The sequence below is a fragment of the Bradyrhizobium sp. CFUWI genome (genome assembly GCF_056429085.1).
The window spans coordinates 143,194-158,406 of record NZ_JBWJZE010000002.1 but is presented as its reverse complement, the minus strand read 5'-3'; the positions used below and the strand labels follow the sequence as shown (position 1 = coordinate 158,406).

Annotated in this window: 12 protein-coding genes and 1 pseudogene; 4 read left to right on the top strand and 9 right to left on the bottom strand. The window is 65.1% G+C overall.

What is annotated here, in order from left to right:
- The first annotated feature begins 2 nt into the window (after positions 1–2).
- The gene (locus tag AC066S_RS04595; protein WP_126256478.1) at positions 3–887 is read left to right on the top strand and encodes an ABC transporter permease; all 885 of its coding nucleotides are present in this window, start codon (positions 3–5) and stop codon (positions 885–887) included.
- Between the two features lie 117 nt (positions 888–1,004).
- Here AC066S_RS04595 and cnbZ read toward each other — a convergent pair whose 3' ends face one another.
- The 9 genes and pseudogenes from cnbZ to AC066S_RS04550 form a co-directional block, all read right to left on the bottom strand.
- Complete coding sequence (gene cnbZ, locus AC066S_RS04590; protein WP_478269016.1) at positions 1,005–1,748, bottom strand: 2-amino-5-chloromuconate deaminase CnbZ; 744 nt, start codon at positions 1,746–1,748, stop codon at positions 1,005–1,007.
- Between the two features lie 9 nt (positions 1,749–1,757).
- Complete coding sequence (locus tag AC066S_RS04585; protein WP_478269015.1) at positions 1,758–3,008, bottom strand: adenylate/guanylate cyclase domain-containing protein; 1,251 nt, start codon at positions 3,006–3,008, stop codon at positions 1,758–1,760.
- On the bottom strand, positions 3,005–3,394 hold the full coding sequence (locus AC066S_RS04580; RefSeq protein WP_126256481.1) for a response regulator: 390 nt from the start codon (positions 3,392–3,394) through the stop codon (positions 3,005–3,007). The genes AC066S_RS04585 and AC066S_RS04580 overlap by 4 nt, the downstream gene beginning before the upstream one ends.
- Before the next feature lie 224 nt (positions 3,395–3,618).
- A pseudogene (locus AC066S_RS04575) lies at positions 3,619–3,828 on the bottom strand (HAMP domain-containing histidine kinase); the annotation flags it as partial.
- Positions 3,829–3,982: 154 nt separating this feature from the next.
- The gene (locus AC066S_RS04570) at positions 3,983–7,078 is read right to left on the bottom strand and encodes a MexW/MexI family multidrug efflux RND transporter permease subunit (RefSeq protein ID WP_478269014.1); all 3,096 of its coding nucleotides are present in this window, start codon (positions 7,076–7,078) and stop codon (positions 3,983–3,985) included.
- A 69-nt stretch (positions 7,079–7,147) separates the two neighbouring features.
- A complete protein-coding gene (locus AC066S_RS04565) occupies positions 7,148–8,341 on the bottom strand; it encodes an efflux RND transporter periplasmic adaptor subunit (protein WP_478269013.1) in 1,194 nt (397 codons plus the stop codon).
- A 1-nt stretch (position 8,342) separates the two neighbouring features.
- Positions 8,343–9,029 carry a TetR/AcrR family transcriptional regulator gene (locus tag AC066S_RS04560; protein WP_205680465.1) on the bottom strand — a complete coding sequence of 229 codons (687 nt, stop codon included), beginning with the start codon at positions 9,027–9,029 and terminating at the stop codon, positions 8,343–8,345.
- A 159-nt stretch (positions 9,030–9,188) separates the two neighbouring features.
- Entirely contained in the window at positions 9,189–9,779 is a 591-nt protein-coding gene (locus AC066S_RS04555; RefSeq protein WP_478269012.1) for a thiamine pyrophosphate-dependent enzyme, read from the bottom strand.
- Positions 9,776–10,318, bottom strand: coding sequence for a phosphonopyruvate decarboxylase (locus AC066S_RS04550; protein WP_478269011.1), 543 nt, complete (start codon positions 10,316–10,318; stop codon positions 9,776–9,778). The genes AC066S_RS04555 and AC066S_RS04550 overlap by 4 nt, the downstream gene beginning before the upstream one ends.
- A 105-nt stretch (positions 10,319–10,423) precedes the next feature.
- On the opposite strand from AC066S_RS04550, the gene AC066S_RS04545 reads away from it, so the two are divergent.
- The 3 genes from AC066S_RS04545 (at position 10,424) to AC066S_RS04535 (ending at position 15,084) form a co-directional block, all read left to right on the top strand.
- Positions 10,424–11,644 (top strand): cytochrome P450, encoded by a 1,221-nt coding sequence (locus AC066S_RS04545; RefSeq protein WP_478269010.1) that lies wholly within the window; start codon positions 10,424–10,426, stop codon positions 11,642–11,644.
- 226 nt (positions 11,645–11,870) lie between these two features.
- Positions 11,871–13,085, top strand: coding sequence for an ornithine--oxo-acid transaminase (gene rocD / locus AC066S_RS04540; RefSeq protein ID WP_478269009.1), 1,215 nt, complete (start codon positions 11,871–11,873; stop codon positions 13,083–13,085).
- A 610-nt stretch (positions 13,086–13,695) separates the two neighbouring features.
- Entirely contained in the window at positions 13,696–15,084 is a 1,389-nt protein-coding gene (locus tag AC066S_RS04535) for a Spy/CpxP family protein refolding chaperone (protein ID WP_478269008.1), read from the top strand.
- Positions 15,085–15,213: the final 129 nt, after the last annotated feature.

Sequence of the window (15,213 nt, the reverse complement as noted above, 5' to 3'; positions counted from 1 at the left end):
TCATGACCGACGCCGCGCTGCCGAGCCCCCTTACGCACGCCGACGAGCTGGACAGCCCGGCCCGCCGCGCGCGCCGGCGCCTGTTCAAGCGCAAGGCGGCGGTGTTCGGGCTCATCGTGCTCACGATGTTCATCCTGCTCGCCGTGCTGGCCCCGCTCATCGTGCCCTATGATCCCATCGCGACGAGCTGGAGCCTGGTACGCAAGCCGCCCAATGCGGCGCACTGGTTCGGCACCGACGAGCTCGGCCGCGACATCCTCAGCCGCATCGTCTACGGCGCGCGCGCCTCGCTGCTGGCGGGCCTCATCTCGGTTGCGATTGCGCTCGGCATCGGCGTTCCGCTCGGCCTCCTCGCCGGTTATCGCGGCGGCTTCCTCGACGCGCTGATCAGCCGGGTTACGGATGCGATGCTGGCGTGCCCGTTCCTGATCCTGGCGATCGCGCTGGCGGCGTTCCTCGGGCCGAGCCTCGGCAATGCCATGATTGCGATCGGCATTTCGGCAACCCCGATCTTCATCCGCCTGACCCGCGGTCAGGTCCTCGTGGTCAAGGCCGAGGATTATGTCGAGGCGGCGCGCGCGCTCGGCAATCCGCCGTGGCGGATCGCGCTTTCGCATATCCTGCCGAACATCCTGCCCGCGCTGCTGGTGCAGGCGACGCTCTCGATCGCCGCCGCCATCATCGCCGAGGCTGCGCTGTCGTTCCTCGGCCTCGGCCAGCAACCACCGGCACCGTCCTGGGGCAGCATGCTCAACGCCGCGCAACGCTTCCTGACGCAGGCGCCCTGGATGGCGATCTGGCCCGGACTTGCGATCTTCCTTGTGGTGTTGTCGCTGAACCTGCTCGGCGACGGCCTGCGCGATGCGCTCGACCCGAGGCAGCGGTAGTTGTTCCTCATGGTGAGGAGAGCGCCCTTCGCGCGCGTCTCGAACCATGAAGGCCCCGTTGTCGCCTGCGGTCATCCTGGGAGACGCGGCCTCACGGCCGCTCTCAGGATGAGGATCTCAGATCACGGCTTCCCGCATCACGCGGCGGCAATCCATCTCATATTCGAGATCGACCACCGGAGGCCGGGCGAAATGCCAGGTCAGACCGGAGCGCAGCGCGCCGCGCCGAACCAGCTCGTCGGCCAGCGCGTGGTGGAAGTCGTGGACGGAATAGGCCTGGACGCCGGTGGTGTCGTTCCATCCAAAACCGAACGCCGCCATCCGGGTCTCCATCTGCGAGGTGGTGAAGCGCACCTTCTCGCGCAGGCCCTCCGGGCTGAGATCGCGATAACGCACCGTGCGCTCGACATAGGTCCCGCTGCCCTCGCGCGCCTCGGCGCCGCCGGCGATGACGAAAGACGGGGCCTTGGAGCGGGTCGGCCGCGTGAACGAGAATGCATAGAACGATGGTTCGGACGGCGGCTCGATCTCGGGACAAACATTGCTGCGCGCCACGGGATTGGTGGTGCCGTCGAAGATGCCCCATTCGGACAGCGTCTTCACATAGTGCAGGTTGAACGCGCGAAAGCCCTCCTCGCTGAAGGCCGCCGGTGAGCGCAGCTCGCAGGCACAGAACGCCGTCAGCGGACGCCCTGCTTCCTGGATGAACTTCGCCGCCAGCGCGAACCCTTCTGCGAGCGGCACCAGACGATCGAAGCGGACGCGTTCGATTTCGTAACCGTCATCCGCGGCTGCACCTGCGGAATATTGAAACACCGACGGAATGAAGCGGTAATTGCCAGAGGGGAAATCGCGGATCATGACGTACTCCTATTCAAGCTGCATGCGAATGCCCTTGGCGCCGTTGAGCAGGCGCCTCAGGTGAAAGCCGGCCAGGGAATCGTCGGCATGCATGCCGACCAGCGCGGCAAAGGCGGGCATGGCCGCGGCGTCGCCGGCCGCCATCTTGGCGAAAGCCTCCGCATACAGCGCGGTTTCCGGCGCCTGATATTTTTCCGGCGGCAACGGCTCGAACGCGCGCAACGGCTCGCTGCGTCCGCGCAGCATCAGCTCACCCACAGGGCGCCCTTGAAAATTCTCAGCCGCCTCGGCGACGCTGGCGCTGACGCAGATGCGCGTCCCCAGATGCTTGTTGGCGGCCTCCAGCCGCGCCGCGATGTTGATGGAATCCCCATACGCGGTGTAGTCGAAGTAGCGGTTGCCGCCGAAATTACCGACCAGCGCCGGCCCGGCGTGAATGCCGATGCGGGTGGCACCAAAGGTGATGCCCATCGCATGTTGCCGCGCGCGGAACTCCTGCGCCCAGGCATCGAGCGCGTGGGCGCAGGCGACCGCTCGCGTGGCATAATCCGGCTGATCCCCTGGCGCGTTGAAGAGCACCTGGATCGCATCGCCAATGATCTTTGCGACCGTCCCCTCATGCGCGAAGACGATTTCGGTCATGCCGCCGACATACTCGTTGAGCAGCTTGCCCAATGCCTCGGGCGGGGCGGTCTCGACCAGGGAGGTGAAGCCCGTAATGTCGGTGAAAATGGTGGCGACATCTCGCCACTGCACTTCGATTCCCTCGCCCTCGCCGCTGGCGGCCAGACGCTTGGCCAGCTCGGGCGAGAAATGACGCGACAGCGCGGCATGGGCGCGCTCGGCTTCCATCTGCCGTCGCCGCACCTCGCGCAGCATCTCGATGTGCCGGATGGTCTTGCCGATCGTGGCTTCCAGATCGGCGAAGTCGATCGGCTTGGTCAGGAAGTCGAACGCGCCGCGGTTCATGGCGGTTCGAATGTTGCTCATGTCGCCATAGGCGGAGACGATGATGGTCGACTTCTTGTCCTCGGCCTCCTGGAGCTTCGTCAGCAGCGACAGCCCGTCCATCCGGGGCATGTTGATGTCCGAAACCACCATGTCGACCTGCGGGTGCTGCTCGAGCGCGGCCAGTGCCTCGAGACCGTCGCGGGCAAAAATGATGGTCACCTCTCCGTCGCGGATCCGCCTGCGGAATTTTTGCAGGACCAGCACCTCGAGATCCGGCTCGTCGTCGACGAAGAGGAGGGTCGTGCTCATGCGGCTTGCTCGAGCCTCGTGTCGATTTCCTGTCGCAGCAAGGCAAAGTCGATAGGCTTGGTGAGCAGCCCGACGGCGCCGCGCTCGATCGCCTTCCGCCGCGTCTCGGCATCGCCATAGGCCGTGATCATGATGACGGGAACGTCCGGGTGCGCGGCACGCACCTTCGGCAGCATGTCCAGCCCGCTCATGCCGGGCATGTTAATGTCGGACAGGATCAGGATCAACGAGGGGGCGCGAACCTCGGCGGCGCGCTTGAGCGCATCGGGCGCGGAGGTGGCGAACTCCATCTGGAAGCGGCCTGCGCGCAACTCGCGCCGGAACTGCTGCCGGAACAGCGCCTCGACGTCGGGCTCGTCGTCGACGACCAGGATGTAAACGTTCACGACTTGCCTCCGGACGTGCCGCCCGCCGCCATCGCGCGCGGCAGGGTGATGATGAATTCGGTAAATACACCGGGCTCGGTGTTCACGTCGATGGTGCTGCTTCAAGACGATATCATGGTGTTGAGCGATTGCCGCAGTTGGGAGGTCCGCTGCTCGACGAAGCATAGCCCTCCTCGACCGGAAGCTCGACGAACATAGTCCAGTGCCGCGGCTCGATGGGAGCCGATCAGCGAAGCCTTGTGCTCACGATAACAGAAGAAGACCTCGAACAGGCCGTTGGCCAGCAGTGCGACAGCCACGAACAGCGCAACATATTTGGTGAAAAGCCGCATCCTGATCCCCCGTCCCGCAGCCGTGCCGGAGACAGCGCCAGCTTGAGCCGCGCCCGGCAGCGTCCTGGCTTGTGGGATGTCGGGATGGAGGGAAAGGCTCATCCCGCGGAACCTAGCAAGAAGGACGGGCCTTGTCTTTCGCAGGCGCGAGAAGGCCCCGCGGCTGCGGCGCCGAACGGCCGATGCCGTGGCACAACGAAAAAAGGGCGGCAACGGTTTTAGCCGCTGCAGCCCTCTGGTTCGCGTGCGAGCCGTCTCAGGTCGGCCGCAGGGCCTCGGCGCCGAGATCGAGCTCGTTGATCTGCTTGTTTCGATCGGAATCGGCCGCCGCGCGGTGGTCGGTCGCCAGCACCACGTACACCGCCGGCAGCACGAACAGGGTGAACAGCGTGCCGATCGACATGCCGGCCACGACGACCAGACCGATCGAGAAGCGGCTGGCCGCGCCCGCGCCGGTCGCAGTCAGGAGCGGGATCAGGCCGGTCACCATGGCGGCCGTCGTCATCAGGATCGGCCGCAGGCGGATGCGGGCCGACATTTCGATGGCCGAGCGGCGGTCGAGCCGCTCGTTGACCTGGAGCTCGTTGGCGAATTCCACCATCAGGATGCCGTGTTTGGTGATCAGGCCGACCAGGGTCAGCAGGCCGACCTGGGTGTAGATGTTCATGGTCGCGGCGCCAAAGAACAGCGGGATCAGCGCGCCGACGATCGCCATAGGCACCGAGATCATGATCACCAGCGGATCGCGCAAGCTCTCGAATTGCGCTGCCAGCACCAGGAAGATGATGATCAGCGCGAAGCCGAAGGTGATCGCGAGCTGGTTGCCTTCCTGAACGTATTGCCTGGAGTCCGCCAGATAGTCGTGGCTGAAGCCCTGCGGCAGCTTCTTGGCCTCGCTTTCGAGGAAGTCGACCGCCGCGCCGACGGTCACACCGGGCATCGGCACCGCCGAGAACGTCGCCGAATTGAGCTGATTGTAATGCGTCAGCGAATTCGGGTCGGTCTTGGTCTGGATCGACACCACCGTCGAAAGCGGAAGCTGCTGGCCGGTATTGGTCGTTACGTAGTAACCGCCGAGCGATTCCGGCGACAGTCGCTTGGCGCGCGGCACCTGCGGGATCACCTGGTAGGACCGCCCCTCGAGATTGAAACGGTTGACGTAATTGCCGCCGAGCAGCACAGCGAGCGTGGCACCGAGGTTCTGCATGTTGATGCCGAGATCCTGCGCCTTGCTGCGGTCGATCGTTACCTTCACATTCGGCTGGTTGAAGTTGAGATCGCTGTCGGAGACGATGAACATGCCGCTCTTGCGCGCAGCGTCCTTCAGCTTCTCCATCTGCTCATAGACCGTCTGGAACCCGGCGGTGGAGTTGATCACCATCTGCACCGGCAGGCCGCCCGGCCCGCCCGGCAGCGGCGGCAGGTTGAACGCGAAGGCCTGCACGCCCTCGATCTTGGAGAGCTCGGCCTGCACCAGCGGCTTCAGCTGGATCGAGGAGCGCTTACGCTCGTCCCAGGGCTTGAGCAGCATGCCGGCGATGCCGCCTTGCGGGCCGTTGATGCCGTTCAGCACGAAGCGCAGATCGGTCTCGGGGAACTGCTGGAATTTCTCGTCGAGTTTCTCGCCGTAGAAATCGACATAATCGATATTGGCGTATTTAGGCGCCTTGGTCACCGCGAACACGATGCCCTGATCTTCCTCCGGCGCCAGCTCCTTCGACGTGTGCATGTAGAGGAAGCCGACGAGCCCGAGGATGGTCACAGCGAACAGGCCGGTGATCGCCTTGTAGTCGAGCGAGCGGTCGAGCCTGCGGCCGTACCAGCGCGTCAGCGCGCCGAACACCCTGTTGACGAGCTTGGCGAAGCGGCCCTCTTCGGTGTTCTTCAGGAGCACCGAGCACATCATCGGTGACAAGGTCAGCGCGATCACGCCCGACACGATCACCGAGCCCGCCAGCGTGAAGGCGAATTCGCGGAACAGCGAACCGGTGAGGCCGCCAAGGAAGCCGATCGGCGCGTACACGGCGGCGAGCGTGATGGTCATCGAGATCACCGGACCGACGATCTCGCGGGCGCCTTGCAGTGACGCCTGGACCGGCGTCTTGCCCTCCTCCAGATGGCGATGGATGTTCTCCACCACGACGATGGCGTCGTCGACCACGAGGCCGATCGCCAGCACCATCGCCAGCAGCGTCAGGAGGTTGAAGCTGAATCCCAGCGCCAGCATCAGCGTGCAGACGCCGATCATCGACAAGGGAATCGTGACGACGGGAATGATGACCGACCGCAGCGAGGCCAGGAACAGGAAGATGACCACGATCACGATGGACACGGCTTCGCCCAGCGTCTTCTCCACCTCTTCGATCGAGGATTGGATGAACTTGGTCGAGTCGTAGGCGACCTTCATCTTCATCGACGGCGGCAGATTGCGTTCGAGCTCCGGGAACAGTGCCCGCACGCCCTTGACCAGCGTCAGCGGGTTTCCTTGCGGGGTGGCCTGCACGCCGATGAAGATCGCGTGCTCGCCGTTGAAGGCGACGCTCGCATCCGTGCTTTGGGCGGCAAGTTCGACCGTGGCGATGTCCTCCATCCGCACGAAGCCGCCGTCCTTGGCCTTGACGATCATCTTCTTGAACTGATCGACGTTGGTCAGACCCGTGTTCGTCGAGACGTTCGAGACGATCAGATAGCCCTTGGCCTGACCCGCCGCAGACTGGAAGTTGTTGGCTTGGATCGCCGCAGCCACGTCCGCTGGCGACACATTGCGACCGGCCATCTTCTCGGGGTCGAGCCACAGCCGCATCGCGAAGGTCTGCCCGCCGAGAATGTCGGCGGAAGCCACGCCATCGACGGTCGACAGCACCGGCTGCACCACACGCGTCAGATAATCCGAGATCGCCGAGCCCGACAGCTCCTCGGACGAGAAGCCGAGATACATCACGGCCGTGGTCTGGCCCGTGGTCTTAGTGACGATCGGGTCGTTGGATTCCTTCGGGATCAGATATTTGACCGAATTCGTCTTCGCCAGCACCTCGGTGAGCGCCTGGTTCGGATCGAAGTTCAGCTTGATGTAGACCTGGATCGTCGAGGTGCCGAGCACCGAGGACGAGGTGATGTAGTCGACGCCTTCGGCGGAGGCGACCGCCTGCTCGATCGGCGTCGTGATGAAGCCCTGGATCAGGTCCGCGGATGCGCCCGGATAGACGGTCGTGATGTTGATGACCGTGTTCGACAGCTTGGGATATTGCCGGATCGGCAGCACCATCGCCGCGCGCAGGCCGATCAGCAGGATCAGCAGGCTGACGACGACCGACAGAACCGGGCGCTTGATGAAAATATCGGTAAAGGCCATCGCGGCGATCTCGATTTCTTTGTCTCAAGAGAAGTGATCCGGCCAAGCCGGATCACTTGAATGTCATGATCAGTAGCGCGGCGGCTGCGCCGGGATCTGCGGAGCCGGGTCGGTCGAAATCGACACCGACGCGCCGGATTGCAGCTTGAGCTGGCCGACGGCGACGACCTTGTCGCCAGCCTTCAGGCCCTTGATGATTTCGACGCGACCTTCGACCCGGTTGCCGGTCTGCACGAAGGTCCGCACCGCGGAGAGGCTGGTCTTGCCATCCTCTTCCTTCTTCTCGGCGATCACGAACACCGAGTCGCCATACAGCGTGTAGTCGACCGCAGTCTCCGGAACGGTAATCACGGCCGGCTTGTCCGGCAGCACAACCGTGGTGGTCACGAACATGCCGGGCTTGAGGATCTTCTCGGGATTGGCGATCGTCGCCTGCACGCGGATGTTGCGGGTGTCTGCCGCGATCTGCGGCTCGATCGTGGTGATCTTGCCTTCGAAGGTGCGGCCCGGATAGGCGTCGACCTTGAGCCGAACGGTCTGGCCGACCTTGAGGTTGCCGGAATCCTTTTCGGTCACCGTGAAGTTGGCCCACAGCTCCGACAGATCGGTCAGCGATACGATCGCCGTACCTGCCGTCAGGTATTGACCGACCTCGACCTTGCGGACGCCGAGATCGCCGGCGAACGGTGCGCGGACCAGCTTTTGCGAGATCAGCGCCTCGGTCTTGGCGATGCCCGCCTGCGCCTGGTCGTAGGCAGCCTGCGCCTGATCGACGGTCGCCTGCGGGCCGAACTGGCGCGAGGCCAGCTGCTTGGCGCGGTCGAGCGACAGCTGCGCGACGGTCGCCTGGGCCTTGTAGTTGGCGAGGTCGCCCTGCTCGGGCGCATCGAACAGCTGCACCAGGGGCGTGCCGGCCTCGACACGCGTGCCCGGCTGGAACTTGATCTCGGTGACGCGGCCGTTGACGTCGGCACTGACGTCGACCTGGTGCACGGCGACGAGGCTGCCCACCGCGGTGAGCAGGTTCGGCACCACCTCGGACTTCGCTTCCGCCGCGCTGACAGCCGTCGGAGGCGGCTTGTTGTTGGCGAAGAACTGCTTGATCATCTGGCCGCGGAAATAGTTGAACCAGACGAGGCCACCGACCAGTGCGGCGAGCAGCGTGCCGACGATGATGAACCACAGCACCGGACGGACCGGACGCTTGGGAGCCTTGGTGTCGATCGGTTCGCCCGAAATCTTGTGCTCGGTTACGATGTTCATTTCATGCACTTTCTGCAATCGCCGCCTTGCCGGCATCCGCGGCCTGATCGTGGCCCAGATGCGAAGCAATTGCGGCGTCGTTAAGTCCGATACCCCTCAGGAGAAACTCACACAGCTGCCGCTCGAGGTCGTTCGCCTTGCCGTAAGCGAGACAAGGCGTGGCCGGCAGCCTGGTCAGCGCCGCGGTCATCACCGCATGATGCGCAAACCAGAACAGGTTGAGCGGATCGCCAGCGTAGGGCCGCGCATCCCCGGCGGCCACGGCACGCTCAAGCGAGCCGACAAAAGCCGCCCCAATCAGTGTCTCGATCTTGGCATATAGCAAACGCGCGAATTCGCCGTCATCCAGATGGCTCGTGGCCATCAGTCGCAGGCGCTGCGCCTCTTCCTGATCGGGACCATCAGCAATGCGCAGGAAATGCGCGACCATCCTGCGGATCACCTCGACCAGCGTGGCGGTCGAGGGCTCCCGCTCGAGCAGCTCGATGAACGCCGGATCCGCTTCGCATTCGTCGCTGAGGATTTCGGCGTAGAGCGCCGCCTTGGAGGGGAAATGCTTGAACAGCAGCGCCTCGGAAATGGCAGCGGCGGCCGCCACGCTTTTCGTCGTGGTGCCGGTGTAGCCATGTCGGGCAAAGCAGCGCTTCGCGGCACCGAGGATCAATTGACGCCTCAGGTCGCTCGTCATACGCAATGAGCTCATGCTGGGTGAGTAAGCACTCACCCACGCACAAGTCAAGCACTATATTGCAGCGCAACCTAAGTGCGTTGTAAATTCAGTGCAAATTGGCTCGTCTGCACGGGCCGCGTGCAGACCTGGGCGCCGCATGAAACAGACAGCCCCGTCCTAGATCGGCTGGAAGCCGAGGTCGCCGCGAATCCGGTTGAGAATGTAAGTCCCGTCCCGGGTCGGCAAAATCCGCTCCAGGCCGGCGCTGCCGATCTTCACATTGGCAAACCGCGGCCCGGCCGAGACGTCATGGACGGCTTTGGCGAAGGCCTCGACCTCGGCCATGGTCGTGACAGCCCGGCTGTCGTTGATGCCGCAGGCGCGGGCGACGCCGACGAGATCGGCGGCGGCCGAGGTGTGGCTGGTCTGGCCGCCGGTCTCGCCATAGGCCTCATTGTCGAGCACCGCGATCGAGAGGTTGGACGGCTTCTGCAGGCCGATAGTGGCAAGGCTGCCCATGCCCATCAGCATCTCGCCGTCGCCGGTGATGACCAATACCGGCAGTGTCGGCTGCGCCAGTGCGAGGCCGAGGCCAATCATCGCCGCGCCGCCCATGCCGCCCCAGAGGTAAAAGTTGCGGGCGTGGTCGCCGGCCGCGCACATGTCGTTGGTGGAGGCACCGAGGCCGCCGATCGCGACAACGTCCTTGCGGTTCGCGAGCAGCGTGGAGACCACCTGACGGCGGTCGAGGAGATTGGCCTTGCTCATTTGGTGAAAACCTTGGCGCCGATCAGGCGCTGCGACAGAAGGACGGCGGTGGGCGTCAGCGCGTTGTAGGCTTGCGATGCAGCGGCCTCCAGCACCGCCGGCACCTCGGCCGCGTTCGAGGCACGCAGCACCTGGACGCCCGAGAGCTCGAACACGCCCTGGGTGGTCGATCCCATCGGCACCTGCCAGGGATTGAACTCGCCCCACTCGCCGCGCATCGTCACCAGCGTGAGGAAGGGAAAGCGCAGGATCGGGATCAGCGACAGCATGTTGATGCAATTGCCGACGCCGCTCGACTGCATCAGCAGCACGCCGCGCTGTCCGCCGGCCCAGGCGCCCGCAAGCAGCGCCACGCCCTCCTCCTCAGTGGTCAGGGGAATGCCGCGCATCGTGGATGAGGCCAGCACGCGATTGATCAGCTTCGCATGGCCCGCGTCGGGCACGTAAGGCACCTGCCGGACGTCGAAGCGTTGCAAGGCCGCGAAAATATCGTCGGGCCAAGTCGGGGCCGTGTCGGCAGCGTCAGCGTGGGCGTGCATTTTCCTGTCCGGTCGGCTAGCAAGGTGCGCAGACTGTAGACGCATGCATGTGCCGATCAGAACAACAAAAACGGCATAACGGCTTTAACCGGCGAGTATAACGGGATGAACGCAAATGCGAAGGAGCTGGCGGCAAGCTTCGATCTCCAGAAGCTGACCCCCGAGTTCTACGACAACCCCTATCCGACCTATCGTGCACTGCGGGAGAACGAGCCGGTCAAGCGCCTGCGCAGCGGCACCGTGTTTCTGACCCGCTATGACGATCTCGTCACCACCTACAAGAACACCAAATCGTTCAGCTCGGACAAGAAGCGTGAGTTCGCGCCGAAATACGGCGACACCCCGCTCTACGAGCATCACACCACCAGCCTCGTGTTCAACGATCCGCCGTCGCATACCCGCGTGCGCCGCCTGATCATGGGCGCGCTGTCGCCGCGGGCGATCGCCGGCATGGAGGGCGATCTCATCAGGCTTGTCGACGGTCTGCTCGACGCCATCGCGGCCAAAGGACAATGCGAGCTGATCGAGGATTTCGCCGCGTCCATCCCGATCGAGGTGATCGGCAATCTGCTCGACGTCCCCCATGACGAGCGCGGGCCGCTGCGCGACTGGTCGCTGGCGATCCTTGGCGCGCTCGAACCCGTGGTGTCGCCCGACGCGGCTGCGCGCGGCAACAAGGCGGTGCAAGACTTTTTGGCCTATCTCGAAACGCTGGTGGAGCGCCGGCGCGCCAAGCCCGGCAATCCCGAGCGAGACGTGCTGACGCGCCTGATCCAGGGCGAGGAGAACGGCGAGCGGCTGACCGAGAAGGAGCTGCTGCACAATTGCATCTTCCTGCTCAATGCCGGCCACGAGACCACCACCAACCTGATCGGCAACGGCCTCGTGGCGCTGGACCAGCATCCGGACCAGAAGCAGCGACTGATCGACAACCCCGACATGATCAAGACCGCGGTCGAGGAGATGCTGCGCTACGAGAGCTCCAACCAGCTCGGCAATCGCATGACCACCGAGCGGGTCGAGCTTGGCGGCGTCGTGCTCGAGGCCGGCACGTCGGTGACGCTGTGCATCGGCGCGGCCAACCGCGATCCCGCGCAGTTTCCCGACCCCGAGAGCTTCGATATCGCGCGCGCGCCGAACCGGCATCTCGCCTTCGCCACCGGCGCGCATCAATGCGCCGGCATGGCGCTGGCGCGGCTGGAAGGGGCGATCGCGATCTCACGCTTCCTGGCGCGTTTCCCGAACTATGCCGTGAGCGGCAAGCCGGTGCGGGGCGGCCGGGTGCGATTTCGCGGCTTTTTGAGCGTGCCGTGCGCGATCGGCTGAGGCCTCCAAAACAAGAACGCCAAAACAACCCCATGCACAGTAGAGCCCGGGTTGGCGAACGAGGCCCTGTGGTTCCGCAGAACCATCTGACATTTCAGCCAAATCAGGCCGCGCCCCGCCATCGGGCGCAGGCAGGCTTCCAAGACGGTTGGCTGACACCCACATCAGAGTTGACGGCTCCGGACTAGTCGGCGGACGCCGCCGCGCAGCAATGGAGTGACGACAGATGAGCTCGCCGATCATTGATTTCGTCGCGACAGAAGCACGCTTTGGCGCCCATAATTACGAGCCGATCGGGGTCGTTCTGTCGCGCGGCGAAGGTGTCTGGGTCTGGGATACCGAAGGCAACCGCTATCTCGATTGCCTCTCGGCTTATTCGGCGGTCAGCCAGGGCCACTGCCACCCCAAGATCCTGGCGGCAATGGTCGAACAGGCGCACAGGCTGACACTCACCTCGCGCGCCTTCCACAACGACCAGCTCGCCCTGTTCTACGAAGAGATCGCCGCGCTCACCGGCTCCCACAAGGTGCTGCCGATGAACAGCGGCGCCGAGGCAGTCGAAAGCGCGATCAAGGCGGTGCGCAAATGGGGCTATGAGGTGAAAGGCGTGCCGGATGGTGCGGCCGAGATCATCGTCTGCGCCAACAATTTCCACGGTCGCACGCTTGCCATCGTCGGCTTTTCGACCGACCCCGAGACACGCACACATTTCGGGCCGTTCGCGCCGGGTTTCAGGATCATCCCTTTCGGCGACGCCGCGGCATTGCAAGACGCAATCACCCCAAACACCGTCGCCTTTCTGGTCGAGCCTATCCAGGGCGAAGCCGGCGTCATCATTCCTCCAGCCGGTTATTTCACCGAGGTGCGCCAGCTCTGCACCGACAACAACGTGATGCTCGTGCTCGACGAGATCCAGACCGGCCTCGGCCGCACCGGCAAGCTGCTCGCCGAGCAGCACGAGGGCATCGAGGCCGACGTGACGCTGCTCGGCAAGGCCCTGTCCGGCGGCTTCTATCCGGTGTCGGCCGTGCTCTCGAACAACGACGTGCTCGGGACATTGAGGCCCGGGCAGCACGGTTCGACCTTCGGCGGCAACCCGCTTGCCTGCGCAGTGGCGCGCGCCGCGATGCGCGTGCTGGTCGAGGAAGGCATGATCGAGAACGCGGCCAGGCAGGGCATGCGCTTTCTCGAAGGCTTGAAAGACATCCGCGCCAACACGATCCGCGAAGTGCGCGGGCGCGGCCTGATGCTGGCGGTCGAGCTGCATCCCGAGGCCGGCCGCGCGCGCCGCTACTGCGAGGCGCTTCGGGGCAAGGGCATCCTCGCCAAGGATACCCATGAGCAAACGATCCGGATCGCTCCGCCGCTGGTGATCACAAGCGACCAGGTCGACTGGGCGCTGGAGCGGCTCGCCACCATCCTGACGCAGGACTTCTCCTGAGACTGCCTGCGTCCGAAGATCGCATGCCGGCCGCCGCCAGCAACGAACGATTCCGCAATCTGCGCGTTGAAACGTCGTGGGCGATTACGAGCTGGGAGCTAGGATCATGCTTCCGCGTGGCGTTTGCCTTACGGCCGTTTTAGTTGGTATCTCGATGCTGGCGCCGAGCGTCGGCGCGCTCGCCCAAGGACCCGGCCAGGGACATGGCCATGGACATGGAAGGGGCGGGCCACCGGGTCCAGCCGCAGCGCCGGCACCTCAGCCAGCAGCACCACCGGCCATGGCCCGTCCGGCTGCGCCACCTGCCATGTCCCGTCCGGCTGCGCCGCCTGCCATGGCACGTCCCGCCGCGCCGGCATTCCATCCCCCGGCCAGCCCGCAGCGGCCGGCTATGGCGCCACATCCTGCGCCGCGCATCGCCTCACCGCCACCGCGCCCGACCCCACATTCCGCTGCACCGCCACCGCGGGCAGCTCCGCACGTGTCGGCGCCGCGACCTGAACTCCATCGGACGCCGGCAGCACCGCAACGTCCGGCCATGGCGCCCCGGCCGACGCCGCACATCGCCGCCCCCTCCCGGCCCAGCGGACCGCCGGCCGCGAGCGAGCGGATGTCGCGGCGAGATCAGATCGAACCGCGCGCGCAACAGCGCCAGCAGCAAGTCCAGCAGCGCGAGCAGATGGTGCAGCAGCGGCAGCGCGAGATGCTGTCGCGCCAGACGACGGAGCGCCAGACCCGCATCGATCGCCTGCAGCAGCGCGTGCAGCAACTCCAGTCGCAGAAACCGGAAGGCGCGCGGGCGTTGCGCGAGCAGCAACGGACGCTCCAGACGCAGAATCGCTTGCTTCAGCGTGAACAGCGCGCTCAACAAAGTGACCTGGCGCGTCAGCAGCAGCTTGGACTGCAAGCTCCCGCCGGGCGGGCGCCAGCTGTTGCGGCCGCTGCCCAGGCCGCCCAGCGCGGGCGGTTTGCCGAGCGCTTCCGCGAGCAGGCCCCTGCGCAAGCCCAGGCGGCCCTCACCACCCGCCAGAGCGGCTGGGCTCCCCGGCAGGCCTGGCGACATCGCCATCCCGCGGTGTTCGTGGCCTGGCTTGGGCCCGTGTTCTGGCCCTACGCTTATTCTGACATTTTCAACTACACGTTCTGGTCCTATGCCTACGAGCCCGGCTATTGGGCCTACGCCTACGACGATTTCGTCGATACCGTGTTCTGGGGTGGTGATAGCCCCTACTCCGCCTATGCCAGCACCAACCCGTATGACTATCCGCAAGCCCGCGGCGACCGCGCGCGTCCACGCGCCAGCGTGAGCCGACAAACGCTCCAGCAATTGTGCGGCGCACCGGACAAGGGCGTGACCGCCTGGCCGCTTGCCGATATCGCGCGCGCGGTGCAGCCGACGCCGGAGCAACGCGCACTGCTCGACGAGTTGAAGATCGCAGCCGCCAACGCTGCCGGCGTGTTCAAGGACTCCTGCGCTGAGACCTATGCATTGACACCCCCTGGCCGCTTGCGCGCGATGATGAACCGCATCAGCGCGACGCTGGAAGCCGTCAAGATCGTGCGACCGGCACTGGAGAATTTCTACAACTCGCTCAGTGACGAACAGCAGGCCCGCTTCAGCGCGCTCGGCCCCAATGTCGGCGAGCGCTCGACCCAGCAGCGGGAGGCCAGTGCCGAGGGCTGCGGCGATCCGAAGTTCAGCCTAACGCAGTTGCCGATCCAGAGGGTCGAGGCTGTGCTCCACCCCGCAGGCAAACAGAAGGAGGCGCTCGACCGTCTGAGCGAAGCGACGGCCAAGGGCGTTGCGGGCCTGCAGGCGGCCTGTCCGAACGACGTGCCGCTGACGCCCGTCGGACGGCTGGAGGCGATGCAGCACCGGCTCGAGGCCATGCTGACGGCCGCCAAGCTGGTCGAACCCGCCCTGGACGAGTTCTATGCCACGCTGAGCAGCGAGCAGAAGGCGCGCTTCAACACGCTGCAACAGGTCGCAAGCCCCTAAGAGACAGCATCGCGTTCTCGCTGTGCGGTGGCCGAACGACGCGGGTGACGTTACCTCATGCCCCAGAGCAAGACGAGAACATGCATGCTCGAGTCGGAGCTCCCTGCGAGAAGTGTGGCGCTGATGCAA